Origin of the sequence: Photobacterium ganghwense (assembly GCF_003025595.1) — a bacterium.
Lineage (GTDB): Bacteria > Pseudomonadota > Gammaproteobacteria > Enterobacterales > Vibrionaceae > Photobacterium > Photobacterium ganghwense.
The window spans coordinates 25,825-42,441 of sequence record NZ_PYMI01000007.1; the positions used below are offsets into that span (position 1 = coordinate 25,825).

General features: G+C 44.4%; 17 protein-coding genes. 9 read left to right on the forward strand and 8 right to left on the reverse strand.

Annotation, left to right across the window (positions count from 1 at the left end):
* Positions 1-177: 177 nt before the first annotated feature.
* On the forward strand, positions 178-648 hold the full coding sequence (locus tag C9I92_RS20475; protein WP_047886794.1) for an arsenate-mycothiol transferase ArsC: 471 nt from the start codon (positions 178-180) through the stop codon (positions 646-648).
* A 134-nt stretch (positions 649-782) separates the two neighbouring features.
* Here the strand turns inward: C9I92_RS20475 and arsJ are convergent, their stop codons facing one another.
* From arsJ to C9I92_RS20500, 5 genes are all read right to left on the reverse strand, one after another.
* Positions 783-2,009, reverse strand: a complete 1,227-nt coding sequence (gene arsJ, locus C9I92_RS20480; RefSeq protein WP_211263845.1) for an organoarsenical effux MFS transporter ArsJ — start codon at positions 2,007-2,009, stop codon at positions 783-785.
* 49 nt (positions 2,010-2,058) lie between these two features.
* Positions 2,059-2,556, reverse strand: coding sequence for a cyclin-dependent kinase inhibitor 3 family protein (locus C9I92_RS20485; protein ID WP_047886792.1), 498 nt, complete (start codon positions 2,554-2,556; stop codon positions 2,059-2,061).
* Between the two features lie 12 nt (positions 2,557-2,568).
* Entirely contained in the window at positions 2,569-3,570 is a 1,002-nt protein-coding gene (locus tag C9I92_RS20490; protein ID WP_047886791.1) for an ArsJ-associated glyceraldehyde-3-phosphate dehydrogenase, read from the reverse strand.
* A 13-nt stretch (positions 3,571-3,583) separates the two neighbouring features.
* Complete coding sequence (locus tag C9I92_RS20495; RefSeq protein ID WP_047886790.1) at positions 3,584-3,925, reverse strand: metalloregulator ArsR/SmtB family transcription factor; 342 nt, start codon at positions 3,923-3,925, stop codon at positions 3,584-3,586.
* Positions 3,926-4,001: 76 nt separating this feature from the next.
* Positions 4,002-4,373 (reverse strand): hypothetical protein, encoded by a 372-nt coding sequence (locus C9I92_RS20500; RefSeq protein ID WP_047886789.1) that lies wholly within the window; start codon positions 4,371-4,373, stop codon positions 4,002-4,004.
* Positions 4,374-4,545: 172 nt separating this feature from the next.
* Between C9I92_RS20500 and C9I92_RS20505 the strand changes: the two genes are divergently transcribed.
* The 8 genes from C9I92_RS20505 to C9I92_RS20540 all read left to right on the forward strand — a co-directional run bounded on the left by C9I92_RS20505 (position 4,546) and on the right by C9I92_RS20540 (position 13,545).
* Positions 4,546-5,538, forward strand: a complete 993-nt coding sequence (locus C9I92_RS20505) for a PstS family phosphate ABC transporter substrate-binding protein (RefSeq protein ID WP_047886788.1) — start codon at positions 4,546-4,548, stop codon at positions 5,536-5,538.
* A gap of 70 nt (positions 5,539-5,608) precedes the next feature.
* On the forward strand, positions 5,609-6,541 hold the full coding sequence (gene pstC / locus C9I92_RS20510) for a phosphate ABC transporter permease subunit PstC (protein WP_202599909.1): 933 nt from the start codon (positions 5,609-5,611) through the stop codon (positions 6,539-6,541).
* Positions 6,541-7,461 carry a phosphate ABC transporter permease PstA gene (gene pstA, locus C9I92_RS20515; protein ID WP_047886786.1) on the forward strand — a complete coding sequence of 307 codons (921 nt, stop codon included), beginning with the start codon at positions 6,541-6,543 and terminating at the stop codon, positions 7,459-7,461. The genes pstC and pstA overlap by 1 nt, the downstream gene beginning before the upstream one ends.
* A gap of 14 nt (positions 7,462-7,475) precedes the next feature.
* Positions 7,476-8,336, forward strand: a complete 861-nt coding sequence (gene pstB, locus C9I92_RS20520) for a phosphate ABC transporter ATP-binding protein PstB (RefSeq protein ID WP_084712665.1) — start codon at positions 7,476-7,478, stop codon at positions 8,334-8,336.
* A 9-nt stretch (positions 8,337-8,345) separates the two neighbouring features.
* Positions 8,346-8,990 (forward strand): phosphate signaling complex protein PhoU, encoded by a 645-nt coding sequence (gene phoU / locus C9I92_RS20525; RefSeq protein WP_047886785.1) that lies wholly within the window; start codon positions 8,346-8,348, stop codon positions 8,988-8,990.
* A 234-nt stretch (positions 8,991-9,224) separates the two neighbouring features.
* Positions 9,225-11,780, forward strand: coding sequence for a molybdopterin-dependent oxidoreductase (locus C9I92_RS20530; protein WP_047886784.1), 2,556 nt, complete (start codon positions 9,225-9,227; stop codon positions 11,778-11,780).
* 17 nt (positions 11,781-11,797) lie between these two features.
* Positions 11,798-12,496 carry a 4Fe-4S dicluster domain-containing protein gene (locus tag C9I92_RS20535; RefSeq protein WP_047886783.1) on the forward strand — a complete coding sequence of 233 codons (699 nt, stop codon included), beginning with the start codon at positions 11,798-11,800 and terminating at the stop codon, positions 12,494-12,496.
* Positions 12,497-12,513: 17 nt separating this feature from the next.
* Positions 12,514-13,545, forward strand: a complete 1,032-nt coding sequence (locus C9I92_RS20540; protein WP_047886782.1) for a hypothetical protein — start codon at positions 12,514-12,516, stop codon at positions 13,543-13,545.
* A gap of 418 nt (positions 13,546-13,963) precedes the next feature.
* Here the strand turns inward: C9I92_RS20540 and C9I92_RS20545 are convergent, their stop codons facing one another.
* The 3 genes from C9I92_RS20545 to C9I92_RS20555 all read right to left on the reverse strand — a co-directional run bounded on the left by C9I92_RS20545 (position 13,964) and on the right by C9I92_RS20555 (position 16,544).
* Complete coding sequence (locus tag C9I92_RS20545) at positions 13,964-14,200, reverse strand: thioredoxin family protein (RefSeq protein ID WP_047886781.1); 237 nt, start codon at positions 14,198-14,200, stop codon at positions 13,964-13,966.
* A gap of 9 nt (positions 14,201-14,209) precedes the next feature.
* Positions 14,210-15,214 (reverse strand): permease, encoded by a 1,005-nt coding sequence (locus C9I92_RS20550; RefSeq protein ID WP_047886780.1) that lies wholly within the window; start codon positions 15,212-15,214, stop codon positions 14,210-14,212.
* Positions 15,215-15,449: 235 nt separating this feature from the next.
* Entirely contained in the window at positions 15,450-16,544 is a 1,095-nt protein-coding gene (locus C9I92_RS20555) for a permease (protein WP_047886779.1), read from the reverse strand.
* Between the last annotated feature and the right edge of the window lie 73 nt (positions 16,545-16,617).

A 16,617-nucleotide genomic window follows, 5' to 3' on the forward strand; every position in this document is an offset into this window, starting at 1 on the left:
TCAATTACCTAAAGTATGGCAAAATTTCGTGTGCAATATTGATTGACAGTGCAGACGACTAGCTTTCTCTGCGTATTTCTATGAGTTAACTCATACCTATTTTTAATCGTCAACAAACTGTAATGAAAGCATGATAAATGTCGAATTTAGTAATCCTAAACATTTACAGGGCAATTGATGAAAATATTATTTGTGTGCAAACATAATGCAAGCAGAAGCATTTTGGCTGAAGCAATTGCAAAAAAATACCTGCCTGAAAATTTCCAAATCGCAAGTGGTGGTAGCCATCCTAAGGGGCAGGTCAATCCTCGTATTGCACAATACCTTGAAATGCATGGTTTTGATGTCTCTGAGTTTCACAGCACGTCATGGGAAGAAAGGCTGAGCTTCCATCCAGATCTAATAATTACTGTGTGTGACACAATGCACCATGAAACTTGCCCAAACTGGTTATCTGCTGGTATTCGTGTTGCTTGGGATCTTGAGCCATTGCCTAATGATGAAGCTTCAGTCTCCGAATTTAACAAGCAATGCGATAAAGTTTACTCTTCTCTAAAACGAAGAATTGAAGCTCTTGCAAACATCGATTTTCAAAATCTCGATTCTGAAGAAATAAAACAGCGTGTGCTCGATCTGAAATCAATGTAGATAAGTGGATACGTAACGAACTGATACTACTTCATTAAAGTTTTTTACAGCTCTCGCTTATTCGATGACTTGAGGTTAAAAAATAATGCCAGCAATCGTAGCTGGCATTGGTGAACAAATCTGCTTAGTTTTATTTATTGCTGAGCCAGTTTTTGATTTCCACCTGTCGGCAGCCAAAACGAAATAATGGTCGTTAAAGCTAAGAAGGCAAAGGATACCCATAGACAGGCTGAGAACCCCCACATTTGGAACACCCATCCAGATAAAACAGTCCCTATCAAGCGTCCCATTGCGTTTGCCATGTAGTAGAAACCGACATCCAGAGAGACGCCATCGCCCTTGGCATAGCTGACGATTAAGTACGAGTGCAGAGAAGAATTAACCGCAAACACAGCACCAAAAATCATCAGTCCAACGACAATAACCACTTCTGGATGCCATTGCTGTTGCACACTGTAAGCAATTACGCCAGTCACTACAGACAATACCAACGCCCACACTATCGCGGCTTTACCATCTGGAGTATGTCCAGACTTACTGCCAGTTATCTTTGGTGCAATTCCTTGAATGATTCCGTAACCGATAACCCAAATAGCAAGGAACCCACCTACGGCGCTATGATCCCATCCAAACACAGATCCCAGATAAATAGGCAGTGCAATCACAAACCAAACATCACGCGCACCAAACAGGAACATACGAGCAGCGGATAGAATGTTTACGCTGCTAGATTTGGAAAAAATTTCAGAGAACTTAGGTTTATTTTTCGCTTTGCCCAGGTCGGATTTAAGGCTAATCACACTGCCGATAAAGACCAGTAAAAGAACACCCGCCATCGCAGCTACCGCATATTGGAAGCCAATCATCGATAACAACGCACCACCTAAGAAAAATCCTGCACCTTTTAGCGCGTTTTTAGAGCCTGTAAGTATGGCAATCCACTTATACAACGCTCCTTGCGCATTCTCTGGCACCAAGGTTTTGATGGAGCTTTTCGCGCTCATCTTGTTTAGATCTTTGGCAATACCTGACAAGGCTTGTGCCGCCATGACCCATGGAATCGAGAGCCAACTTGCAGGAACAGCCAGCATTGACAGAGCGATAATTTGCATTCCCAAACCAATATTCATCGTTCGGTTCAAACCAAGCCGAGCACCTAGCCAGCCACCAATGAGGTTAGTGACGACGCCAAAGAATTCATAAAAAAGAAAAAGGGAGGCGATCTCTAAGGTTGAATAACCCAAATCATAAAAATAAAGCACCACCAACATACGTAGTGCGCCATCGGTAACGGTGAAGTTCCAATAGTTAAATGTGACCAACATGTACTGGCGGACATTTTGGTTGAGCTTAGACAACATATTCACTCTCTTTAAAAAAAGAGCCGCCTAAGGCAGCTCTTGAAGGCTTTTATTGATTAGCAAATTGGTGGATGTACTCAACTTGCACATCTTTGGTAAACGCGCCAGGTCGTAACGACTGGACATGGGTGATGATTTCTTGCAACTCCCAACCTTTCTCTAGCAATAGATGGGCAGCAAGCAAACCAGTACGTCCCGATCCCCCCATACAATGGATCGCTATCTTTTCGCCATTGGAGAGGGCTTTATGCAAAGAGGGTGATAAGTGTTTCCAGCGAGCTTGGAACGCTTCGTTTGGTGCGCAGTCATCTTCTATTGGTGCATGGAACCATTGCAAGCCTGCTTTCTCAACGAGATCTGGCAAGTCACTAACGCCTTTTTCTTGCATCTCATGAGTGCTCAGTGCCGTAACAACGACAGTTACACCTTGAGATTTGAGTTGATCAATGCTGTCACTCAGCGACGCTTCTTTAGTGCCAGGACAAGGAGTCAGTATTAACGCTGCGTTATTGTCTTCAACAGGCAGTTCCCACGTAGGATGTGTCATTTGTTTGATTCCTTATGCTAGGCCAACTTTACGAACAAGTTCTGCGGTACGTGTTGCGTAACCCATTTCGTTGTCATACCACGCATAGATTTTCACCATACGCTTGCCAACCACCATAGTCGAAAGCGCATCGACAATCGTTGAACGTTGGTCGCCTTTGTAATCAATAGAAACAAGAGGGCGCTCTTCGAAACCAAGTATGCCTTTCAGCTCATTCTGCGACGCTTCTTTAAGTAAATCGTTCACCTCTTCAGCCGTGGTGTCACGCTTAACATCAAAAATAATGTCGGTTAATGAGGCATTAGCTAACGGCACACGCACTGCATGACCATCAATTTTTCCTTTAAGTTCAGGGAAAATTTCGATAATCGCTTTCGCAGAGCCTGTAGTTGTTGGGATTAAACTCATACCACAAGCACGCGCACGGCGAAGGTCTTTATGCGGAGCGTCAAGAATGGTTTGAGTGTTTGTCAAATCATGAATGGTCGTAAACGATGATTGCTCAATACCGAGTTTCTCATGAATCACTTTAACCACAGGTGCAATACAGTTGGTAGTACAAGAGGCTGCGGTTACAATCTGGTGTTTTTCTGGGTCAAAAATGTGGTCGTTAACACCAACAACAATGTTAGCAACACCGTCCTCTTTTACTGGAGCGGAAACCACCACGCGTTTAACACCTTGTGCCAGATACTGATTCAGGAACTCGGATTTACGGTGTTTGCCCGTTGCCTCGATCACCACATCACAACCAGACCAATCTACTGCATCGATAGCTTTTTCTTGCGAGGTGGCGATGGTTTTTCCATTGATGACAATTGCGTTACCTTTACTCGTCACTTCGTGGTGCCAGCGCCCTTGCACTGAGTCAAACTCAAGCAGGTGCGCTAAGGTTGCCGCATCACCTGCCACATCGTTAATCTGAACGAACTCGATTTCAGGCCAATCAAACGACGCTCTCAGCGCTAAACGTCCAATACGACCAAATCCATTAATTCCTACTTTGATAGACATCTTAATTTTTCCTTTAAACACAACATTCTGGACGAGATTTCATCTCGGATAAGCGTTGAATATCTTGCTGGTATTCTGCTTTCAGGCAGTTAGAGTCAACTAACCCTTGGATCTGTTTTCTCATCCAACCAGGAAGCTGATCTGATAAACGGTAGAAAACCCACTGCCCCTGACGGGTATCAACCACCACACCACTTGAACGAAGCAATGCAAGGTGACGAGACACTTTGGGTTGGCTTTCGTTAAGGGCTTCTGTCAGCTCTCCAACGCAAATTTTTTCTTCACGAGCAATCATTAACAAGCAACGAACCCGTGTTTCATCTGAAAGTAATTTAAAAAACTGGTGAGGTAACATGTCAAACTCTACTTATCTGTATATGTGTATATATTATTTGATGTGTATCGTCTGTCAACAAAAAAACGCAGGGAGATTACAGGATGACATCGCAACGAGAAGAGAAATAGCTGATGTGATTCTGTAGTTCTTCTATTGCGTTTTGATTACAAGTCACTTCCCAATAAAGGTTTTTTTGATATGCCTCTCTACGCCTTCCAACTCGATGCATCGCGTAGTTGATGTCAATTACATAGTCATAGCCTGGCTCTATCTCATCCGAGGCATCTAAAAAGAGATAACCAAAATATCCAAAGCAATCCAGCGTATCGCCGCAGTCTTCTTCGTTGGGCAGCCTTTCATAACTGATTTGGTAGCGGTCACTAGAGCGACTAAAAAGAAGATGTGCAGCAATACAGGCTAGATCGGAGGTTGGGTAGCTAATGAAATGTACAGTTCTCTTATCCATCCTGGCATTCTCATCAATAAGTAAGATTCCACAGTCGCAAAAACATACAGCATATTTTTAGGTTCGTACATATGGATACATGCATATTTAAATAAACAGACACAAAAGTGTCACAAATGAGTAGTAACGTAACCATCGAAGTTATCAATGACGCAAAACATGGAGATAAGTCATGAAACATACTTTGTCAGCAGCCTTAGTTGGCGCGACGTTACTCGCAGCTAGTCAAGGCGCATTCGCTCGTGATCTGGTTAAAATTGATGGCTCTAGTACAGTTTTCCCTATTACTGAGGCGATGGCTGAAGAGTTTCAGATTGCAGAGAAAGGTAAAACCATGGTCACCGTTGGTATTTCTGGTACTGGCGGTGGTTTTAAAAAGTTCTGTCGCGGTGAAACGGATATTTCGAATGCCTCTCGACCAATTAAGGATTCTGAGCGCAAGCTGTGTGCTGAAAACGGCATTGAGTTTATCGAACTGCCAGCAGCACTTGATGCGCTGACTGTGGTTATCAACCCGAAAAATGATTGGGTGAAACACCTGAACGTCGAAGATCTGAAAAAGGCTTGGGAGCCAGCGGCTCAAGGTAAGGTCATGACATGGAAGCAAATGAACCCCGCTTTCCCTGATCGACCACTTAAACTGTTTGGTCCAGGTACTGACTCTGGTACTTATGATTACTTCCTTGAAGCGATTGTTGAAGGCAAGTCTAGCCGTGGCGATTTCACCGCAAGCGAAGACGATAACATTATCGTACAAGGGGTCTCTAATGACGTCGATGCGCTGGGTTTCTTTGGCTTAGCTTACTATGAAGAGAATCAAGGTAAACTCAAAGCTGTACCGATTAGCTGGAAAGGCAGTGAGCCTGTTGAACCCAGTGTTGATAATGCAAAAAACGCAACTTACCAACCGCTTTCTCGTCCGATTTTTATCTATGTCAATAAAAAATCAGCCGATGAAAAGCCACATGTTGAGCGCTTTGTTAACTTTTATACCAGCCTAGAGCATGCGCCAGCACTGGTTAAAGAAGTGGGATATGTCCCACTGCCTGACAAAGCCTACAAGTTAGCGCAAGAAAACTTTAAGCAACGTCGCACTGGTTCTGTTTTCCACGGAGCTGAAGTCGGTGTCGGCATAGAAGAGCTGTTAGCTCGTACTCCTAAGTAAGTCATTATTGTATTGATTCATGGAGGGGAGCTTTGCTGCCCTCCTTGTTCTCTTTACGCAGGCAATGAATATGAATACAACTCAATCCAGTTCTTCAAGCCTTTTGGTCTCTGAAGCCTTTTTAAAGCGACGTGCATTTTGGAATGTGGTGAGTCGTTACCTTCTTATGGCAGCGGCCCTTGCTTCCATTTTTGTCACTGTGGGTATTGTGTACGTACTGGTTTCAGAATCATTACCCTTTTTCCAGCACGTATCGATTCTCGATTTTCTCACTGATACCCAGTGGACACCAATGTTTGCCAATGCACATTTTGGTGTGATGACGTTGGTTTCAGCAACACTCACAGTGGCAGGTATCGCTCTTGGGGTTGCCATTCCTGCGGGGATTGGCCTTGCCATTTATCTGAGTGAATACGCCAGCAACCGAGTACGAGAAGTAGTTAAGCCATTCTTGGAGCTTTTAGAAGGCGTACCAACGGTTGTTTATGGCTTCTTTGCGCTACTTTTTGTTACGCCACTACTGCAAACTTTCATTCCAAGTCTGTCAGGTTTTAACTTGTTAGCACCAGGTATTGTGATGGGGATTATGATCCTGCCGTATACGGCCTCGGTGAGTGAAGATGCGATGCGCTCTGTGCCAATGCACTTAAGAGAAGCAGGCTATGCATTGGGCTATTCTCGCTTTCGTGTTGCAACACATATCGTGATCCCTGCTGCCTTATCTGGCATTACTGCCGCTTGTATTCTAGGTATGTCACGTGCGGTTGGTGAAACCATGGTTGTAGCGATTGCAGCAGGTCAAAACCCACGATTTGGTTTTGACCCAACCGAAGGCGCTGCCACCATCACATCATTCATCGTACAGATGGCGATGGGAGATTTACCTCATGGCACGATTGCCTATCAGTCTGTCTTTGCCGCAGGCTTAGTACTTTTCATCATCACTCTGATTTTTAACATCCTCGGTTTCTATCTACGCCGTCGATTCAGAGAGGTTTACTAATGCAAAATACTACTTTAACTCTCGAACAGATCGTCCGTAAAAATAAACAAGCCGATTTCACCGTCGCAACGGTTGGGATCATTATCCTACTTATTGCGATGTCACTGCTGGTCAGTGTTTTTTCCGAGCTGATTTATTCTGGATTTCCTCGTCTTTTTGACGCTGACTTTTATACCAACTTCCCTTCTCGACACCCAGAGCGTGCGGGTATTTTATCTGCGTGGGTTGGCACCAGTCTTGTGATGTTGGTGACGGCTTGTATCGCCATTCCCTTTGGGGTCGCCGCAGGGTTGTACCTCGAAGAGTATGCACCAAAGAACTGGCTGACGAATATCATTGAAATCAACGTCAGTAACCTAGCAGGCGTGCCTTCCATTATCTATGGCTTACTTGCTTTGGGCTTGTTTATTTATGGTTTTGGTTTAGGGGAAAGCATCATTACGGCGGGTTTAGTCCTCGCGCTACTGATCCTTCCTGTCATCATCGTATCGACACGAGAATCGATTCGCAGCATTCCTCAGGAACTACGTGAAGCCGCTTATGGTCTGGGTGCTGACCAATGGCAAACCGTGCGCATGTACATATTACCCGCAGCAAGACCTGGCATTTTAACAGGTACGATAGTTGGCCTAGCTCGTGCCATTGGTGAAGCTGCACCTGTTATTACCATTGGTGCGCTAACCTTTATTGCCTTTTTACCAAGTTCACCATTTCAAAGTGAGTTCCCATTCATTAACTTTGAGTGGTTGTCCAGTCCATTCACTCTGATGCCGATTCAGCTATTTAACTGGGTGTCTCGCCCTCAAGCGGAGTTCCACATTAACGCTGCTGCGACAGGTGTTGTGCTCATGGCGATGACAATATTGATGAATGGTATTGCCATTTATATCCGATACCGACTGCGTCGTAACCTGAAGTAAGAGAGAACCAAACAATGACGACACAAACCCTTTCAACTTTCTCTAGCCAATCAGTGGCAACCGAGCAAGACAGCGTGAAACGCAGCGCAGCGATATCGTCCGCTTCCTCAGTGAAAGAAACGCTTCGTGCAGAAGTCAAAAACCTCAATTTCTGGTACGGCGGTAAGGTTCATGCTTTGCATAATGTCAATTTACCGATTGCGGATAAAAAGATAACCGCGTTGATTGGTCCTTCTGGCTGCGGTAAGAGTACGCTGCTGCGCAGCTTTAACCGAATGCACGACCTCTATCCAGGCAATCGCTATGAGGGAGAAATCCTGTTGCATCCTGGTGCTCATAATCTGATTGATATGGATCCTGGTCTAGTCCGTTTGACAGTCGGTATGGTGTTTCAAAAGCCGAACCCTTTTCCGAAAAGCATTTATGAAAATGTGGTGGCAGGGCTGCGTATTCGCGGTGTCAGTAGCAAAGCCGAGCTTGATGCTCGTGCAGAAGAGTCGCTAAGAGGCGCAGCGATTTGGGATGAAGTCAAAGACAGACTTCACACCTCTGCCTATGGGTTATCAGGAGGACAGCAACAACGCCTTTGCATCGCGCGAGCATTAGCGCCAAAGCCAGATTTGTTGCTACTGGATGAGCCGACATCGGCATTAGATCCGATTGCGACAGCCAAGATTGAAGATCTACTGAGCGACTTGCACAAAGAGACGACGGTAGTCATGGTAACGCACAACATGCAACAAGCAGCGCGTATCTCTCACTATACCGCTTACATGCATATGGGCGAAATGGTCGAATTTGCGCCAACAGATACCTTGTTTACGTCACCCGCAAAAGAGAAGACTCGCGACTACATCACAGGCCGTTTTGGTTAGGAAGATAAAATGGAAAATCATACTCTAAAGAAATTTGATCGTGACTTAGAACAGATAAAAACCGAACTTAATGAACTCGCTAACATTGTGTTAAAAGAGTTCGAGCAAGCGATTGATGTCTTTGATAAACCTAATACTGAGCTAGCCGATAACATTGTTGCTCAAGACCGTATCGCCAACCAGTGCTTGAGTAATATCGAGCAACATGGGGCCAGAGTATTAGCACGTCAACATGCCGTAGCCGATGACCTGCGCTTTATCCTCTCATCAATGCGCATCGCACCTCGGTTAGAGCGTGTCGGTGATTATGCAAAATCGATGGCGGTAAAATCGAGTCAGTTCAAACAAGTCATTCCTGATGAACTCAATGGGATATTCCACCAAATGCATTTACACCTAGTGACAATGCTGCGTAGTGTCATTGAGGCATACAATACTAAAAATGCCACTCAGGCGAATGTTGTCTGGGAAGGCGATGATACGCTTGATGCCTATTATCGAGATGTATATACACTGCTCATTCAGGGCTTTAACCAGCAAGCCACATCATCTGAACAACTGGTTGAACTGTTGTTTATTGCGAAAGGGCTAGAGCGAGCTGGCGATCATATCAGTGACATTGCCACGGATGTACAGTTTATGGTCAATGGTTAAGGCGTATTTTGGTGGTCAGGGGCAGCCCCCCCTGACTATTCTTCTATCCTCTAAGATTTATATCATTCCTAGCTCTTCACTATCATTTGTCCATTACCTGAGATGTCAACTTGATGTAAATCAAGAGATGTTCATATTTATATCATTAACGCTGCATTGAGTGAGCACATTCTAATATTTGCTCTTTATTTCCATATACAGTTATCCATATAACCTTATAAGGAGCAATGTGGTATGAACGTAATCAATAAAGAGTCGTTTGATATCTCACGACGCCGATTTTTGATAGGTGCAGGTGCAGCCACGTCACTCGCCCTATTTGGCGTTAACCCAATTGTAAAAGCGATGGATAAGGCAGGTTATACAACAACCGCATCCGTGAATAGTGGTCAGTGGGTTGCAACAACATGTAACGGCTGCACCTCATTTTGTGCAAAACAAGTCTATGTTCAGCAAGGAAGAGCACTGCATATACGAGGAAATGAGTTCTCAAAAGTACATGGCACGTCAAGCTGTCCACGTCAGTATATCGCTTTGCAGGAGCAGTACGACCCAGATCGCCTAGCCCAGCCAGTGCTCAGAACAAACCCTAAAAAAGGGCGAGACATAGATCCTCAGTTTAAACCCATTTCCTGGGATAGCGCGATAGCGCTCATTGCCGATAAAATCATGGCATTGCGTGAATCCAATGAGACCCACAAATACGTAGCATTACGCGGTCGGTATTCTGAGCTTAGTGATGTGCTAATCAAAAACTTCACGCAGGTTATTGGGTCTCCGAACGATATTACCCACAGTGCACTATGTGCTGAAGCTGACAAGCTCGGAAGCTTTTTTACCGAAGGCGACTGGGGTTATCGTCAATACGATATTCAAGACACACGTTACATACTCTCTTTTGGTGTTGATCCGTTAAGCGCAAACCGACAAGTTTCCTATTACTGCTCAGAGTGGGGAAACACGCTCGATAAGGCTCAAGTAGCAATTGTTGATCCTCGTTATTCCGCCTCAGCCGCAAAGGCAGATGAATGGTTGCCGATTGAACCAGGTCAAGATGGTGCGTTAGGGCTAGCCCTTGCTCACCAAGTACTTGTTCTTGGTGGCTGGCATAAGCCTTTTGTTGGTGATTTTAATGATGGTATCAATCGTTTCATCGCAAATCGTGACGTGGATGAAAACACTTTTAATGAACTGCATACTCATGGTTTAGTTCATTGGTGGAATTCTGTACTTAAAACATGTACGCCTGAGTGGGCAGAGCCATTGTGTGGTATTTCCAAGCAACAGATTGAGCGCTTGGCAATTAAATTAGTCGATGCGGCACCGAGAGTGCAAATTTGGCGCTCGCGTGGCGTGCAGATGCAGCATCGTGGTGCCTATACAGCAATGACACTCCATGCTTTGAATGGCTTACTGGGCGCGATTGACCAAGAAGGCGGTGTATTAAAATGGAATTCAGTACCCGCAAATAAAATCCCTTCCAGCAAGAAGTATGTTGATGAAATCGGTGCAAATGGACTTAAACACGAGAAAATTGATCGCCGTGGTCGATTAGAGTTTCCTGCATTAAAAGAAGGTAAAAGTGGAGGAGGCGTTGTCACCAATGCCGTGGCGCAAAGTATCTTAGAAGCAGATCCTTATTTGCCAAAAGTGGTGTTGGGATACTTTAATAACTTCAGCTTCTCTGCACCTGGCGCAAAAAGATGGGAGGAGGCACTTACAAAAGTAGACTTTGTTGCCCACATAACAACAAACGTGAGCGAATTCAGTTGGTATGCAGATCTACTCCTACCTGCTCCTCACTTTATGTTCGAACGTTGGGGGATTCAAAAGACCTCAGGAAATCGATACTCCCAGTTGTCAATCACGCAACCACTGGTTCCTGCGATGGGAGAAATACATGAAGACGAATGTGGGATTCCATGGCTTATTGCAAAGGAACTCGCCTCTCGTGGCTTCACTGAGCCGCTTGATTACTTGACTCAAGAATTTCGAGATCCAGAAACAGGCAAATCGCCAACGTCTCCTCAAGAGATTGCAGAGTACGCAACTAAAATTGTGACTCAACCACTCTGGGATCCACAAATGTACAAAAGTGGCGACAGATTTTCGGGTTGGGAGGAGTTTCGACAAAAAGGCATTTGGAATTCGGAGCCTTATCTTTTCCGCGCACGCTGGAGCCATATGAAAACGGCAACGAAAAAATTCGAATTTTATAGTGATACTTTAAAACTGGCGTTGGAAAAACACGCGAAAAAACACCATGTAGGTGTTGATGAGGTTATGCAAGCCACAGGCTACACAGCCACTGGGGAAAAGGCATTTATGCCACACTATGAACCGCCGTTTAGATACGGAGATCCTAAACAGTACCCGTTGCTCTTAGTGGATCATAAATCCCGCCTGAACCGAGAGGGGCGCAGCGCTAATACCCCTTGGTATCAAAACAACCTTGATATAGATCCTGGTTCTAGAAAAAATGCCGATGTCGCGAAAATTAATCCCATCGATGCCAACGCACTTGGGATACAAGACGGCGACCCAATCACGATTACCTCTGAGCAAGGCAGCATTCACTGCACTGCTTCTCTGTTTGAAGGTGTTCGCCCTGGAACGATTGCAAAGGCTTATGGTCAAGGGCATTGGGCTTATGGTCGTATTGCTTCTGATAAGTTTGGAGCCAAGGCTAGAGGAGGGAACAATAATGAGCTTCTACCTCCAGCTTATGAGCGACTCTCAGGTTCATCGGCATTTTATGGACAGATTGGTGTCCGTGTAGAAAAAGCATAGTTTGAGGAGAATGAATCATGAAATATGGCATGGTAATCGACCAACAAAAATGCGTTGGCTGCACGGGGTGTGTCTTGGCTTGCAAAGCCGAAAATCATACACCTGAAACCATTAATTGGTGCGATAAAATTATCCGTCAAGGCGGCAAATATCCGAATATAGAGTTTGAATACATTTCAACCATGTGTAACCACTGTGATGATGCTCCCTGCGTCAAGGGATGCCCTACGCAAGCCATGCACAAAGCAGAAGGTGGGCTGACTTTACACGATCCTGATAAATGTATTGGATGTAAAGCGTGTATGGTGAACTGTCCATATGGTGTCATCAGCTTTAACTGGGAAAAACCTCACCAGCGCTGGAAAAGTGATATACCAGTGGTTCAAGGCGGATTTACTGGTCAAAGCATGTTAGAGGCAACGGGAGGCACGGGTAGCCCACAAAGCAACCCAGAATCGGCGAACATATACCCTTCGATGCGATCAAGAGGTACGGTAGAAAAATGTACGTTCTGCGCCCACCGTCTGAAAGAAGGGCTAAACCCAGCCTGTGTTGATGCTTGCCCTTCTGGTGCTCGTGTCGTTGGGGATTTAGATGATCCAAATAGTGAGGTGTCTGTTCTGATCAAAAAATACAACGGACAACCTCTTCGAGCTGAGTTGGGAACGCAAGCGAAGGTGTTTTATATCCGACGCTATACTCCCCAACGCCACTAAGATAGCAGGAGGCTACAATGAATATCAGCAATAAAATATTACTCATCATCAGTCTCGCTGGTTTAGTATTTGGTGGTTTTTTCGCGATAGAAGAGTGGTTTATTCAACCTTCATTTTCTACCAATGACGCGATGATTTGGACATTACCTCTAATCAGCTACATATTTTTGGCTTTGTCCAGTACAGGCGTGTCCATTGTTTATGCGTATGGTTCTCTTAAGCAGATAGAAGGTATTGAGGCAAACAAACTTCCATTGATTGGCCTTGCTCTTGGGCTTTTAGTCGGGGCTTTTGCTTCACTAGCCACAGAGATGGGGTCGCCTTTACATGTATTCTGGTTAGTGTTCAGCCCTAACTTATTGTCACCGATTTGGTGGATGGGGACACTTTACTCAATAGAGCTGCTCTTACTGTTTATTAAGTTAACAATGATTCTATTTGATAAACATTCATCACTAGATACGTTTTTAACTTACGCTACGCTTATTGTGGCAGTAACGGCAAGCTTAGTGTTGGGCAGTGTTTTTGGTACGGTTATTGGTCGAGAAGGCTACAGTGGCATAGATGCTTCACTTTTAACCTTCATCAGTGCTTTAAGCTCTGGTGTTGCTATGATCCTGTTGACGTCAAAAAATGAGATCAACGATTATTATCTTTACGCTGCACGTTGGATGTTTGGGCTTTTGACGATATTCGTTACGATCAAATGGGTCTATTTAGCACGAGCACATGTGCTAGAAGAACCTCAATGGTTACCAATTGTCTCAGTGCTGGGCGTCGCGTTAGCATGGCTACTAGTAAAAACTTTGCCGAAAATCAGCGCAAGCTTGCTACTTGCCTCGGTATTTAGCATTGAACTTGCATTTGTTATTCAAGGGCAGAACTATGTGTTAGGCCCAAAAACCACGTGGTTTGGTACATCCATTAACTATTCTCCCAATATTGCTGAAATAGGAATATTGGTGTTCGGTGTCAGTATTGCCGTCATCGCTTACAACGTCATTGTTCAAGGTGTACCTTATCTACGTTCAAGGAACGTCCATAACTAATGGATCTCAACAAGGGGGCGACATTCGCCCCTTTATTGTACTCACTACTGGCGCTAGATGGTTTTTGATCAATCTTTAGTTTTTTATTTTTTACTATACACGGGGTGTGAAGCCCAACGGTACGGTTTCGTACGTTAAGCATTAAATCAAACAGTTAGAACGGTATGCCGCTTAGGTAGACCCTACGATCACTGGTAAAAACCACCCCAAAATCAGGATATGACATAACCTATGTGTCACTACTGGCTGTGTCATGACTTAAATGACATGCTTGTTTTTTGTTAGCGTACGTTTTCGTTCCATTGGGCGTCACACCCCTAATACGACGAGGATCATTACCGACACAACGGTGCCTTTACTACTGATACGATAGAATCTAAAGCCTTCCTAGCGGAAGGCTTTTATCATTCATATTGAGTTAACGAGATAACCAATTCATCACGCTCTCAGAGCTTGGTATCCCGCCTGCGTGAACTATCTCTTCATCCATGACGACGCCTGGCGTAGACATCACGCCATAATTCATAATCGTTTCAAGGTCGGTCACTTTTTCAACCGAAACATCAACGCCTTGCTCTGCCGCAACTTTCTCAATCAGTTTCGCGGTATTAACGCAGTTGGCACAACCTGAACCTAGTACTTTAAATACTTTCATTTCTATCTCCTAAAATTGCCAGAACGGTAAGTTAAATATCCACCCTATAACAGTAAACACTGTTAGCAGTAGACCAAAAAGAAGTCCCAGTAAGCGCCATTGCATCACTTGTTTTAGCATGACGAATTCAGGGACGCTTGCAGCGACCGTGCTCATACAAAACGCTAATGTCGTACCAATGGGAAGACCATTTCTCAGTAAACTCTCCATGATGGGGATCACACCCGTCGCATTAGAATACAAAGGGATACCAATCAATACTGAAGCTGGAACTGACCACCACTGACCTGCGCCTAAGTGGGCTTCTATCCAGCCATCGGGTACAAAACCATGCAAGCCCGCGCCTATACCCACACCAATAAACACCCACTTCCAAACCCGACCGATGATTTCAACCATTTCTTGTTTGGCAAACTGATGTCGATATGAAAGCGTGATTGCAGACTCTTCGTTACTAACGTTCAGATTTCCCTGAGTATGCTGTTGGGCTTGGGCTTTCTGCATGGCTTTCGCGGCAAATGGCTGTAACCAACGCTCTGCCCCTATTAGATCCAGCAACCATCCACTTAGTATCCCGATAAGCATCCCTATCAGCACATACATGATGGTGAACTTCCATCCCAGTAGGCTAAACAGAAGCAATACTGCGATTTCATTGATCAATGGAGAGGTAATCAAGAATGCCATGGTGATCCCAAGTGGGATACCTGCGGAGGTAAAGCCAAGAAAAACGGGAATACTTGAACATGAGCAAAATGGGGTGATTGCACCGAAAACACTACCCGTAACATAGCCAAAAAGACGCCGTTTGCCTGCAAGATAGTGGCGTACTTTTTCAACATTTAAAGAAGCGCGGAACAAAGCAATGACATAAATCATGACGACCAGCAACACCATGATTTTACTAGTGTCTTCTATAAAAAAGTGAACAGCATCTGCCAGCTTAGTACCTTGCTGCATAGCAAATAGCTGGTAGGTCATCCAATCAGCAAGATGGGTAAAGACTGCAAACATATCGGCTCCTTCAACCTCATAATTTGTTTTTGATGTCACTAAGACGAAGTTAGTGCCGAAAGGATGCAAAGAATCTTTTATTATCTTGGTGCTTGGAAAAAGTGAATTAGCTCTGTTTAAGTGATAAGTTAATGAGGATGTGATGGGTCTTATTTTTAGGTTGACCACGGCTTGTCTAGAGCCGTGGTCATTTCTCCTTAATGCCTTCCTCTAAATCTATGGAAGATCTCGATGTTTAAATGAAGAAGTAGCTATACAAATAACCCGCAGATATCGCCATGCTTAGAATGACAAACAAGAACGCGGCAATCATTTGGTTCTTAAAGATAGATTTCAACAAAACCACCTCTGTGAGGCTTGCACCAGCACTGCCTATGATAAGTGCCATTACTGAACCGAGAGCCATACCTTTTTGCACTAAAGCCGCACTTAACGGTATTACCGCTTCAGCTCGGATATATAATGGAATACCGATAATTGCAGCGACTAGAATCGCATACCATTTCGTTTCACCTGCGTATTTCGCAATCAAATCTGTTGGCACAAAACCATAAATAATGGAGCCAATTGCAATCCCCATCATGAGGTATGGAAACACTTGTTTAAAATCTTTCCAAGTAGAATGCCAGACTCGCATCCAACGACTTGGTTGTTTTGTTTCAACTAACGTCGCACTTGAACTGCCATTGGCAGAGCAACAAGATATTTCCACTTTAGGCTCAGCTTTTAGCGTACGTTCACTACAACATGATTTTGTGGCGGCAACTGGTGTTTGTTCACAACAAGAACGAGGGCTACAGCTTGATGCTGATTCCTCTTCTTCTTGCTTATTTGGCTCCCCACAGGATATGCCACATGAAGATCCACCTGCTGCTTCATACGCCTCAGGTTTTACATAGCGCTCAAACCCCAATTTTTCAAGCACATATCCCGAAACCACAGACACCGTCATTGCAATCACGAAATAGAACACCGCAACTTTCCACCCAAAGGTGATGACAAACAACCCAATGATCACGGGATTGAGCAATGGACTTGCAAATAAAAACACCATCATAGGTCCAAAACCAGCTCTCGCTCTTAACAACCCTTTTAAGAAGGGGATTGTAGAGCAGGAACAAAATGGTGTAATCGAACCTAGTAAAGCAGCGATGAACCACCCTTTCCCTCCTTTAGAGCTAAGGATTGATTGAATCTTTTCTGGTGTGAGTACTTCTTGTAAAACACCAACGACATAGCTAATTACGAGGAAAAGAATGATCAGCTCAGTTGCTAAGAAAGCAAACATATCAAGTGCTTCCTTTGCCATGGTGACAATTTCTTGGTTCATTTTGAATCTCCGAATAACATTCTCAACAGTAACTGGGTTCAATCAGCCAAATAAAATAATTCGATAATTCTGG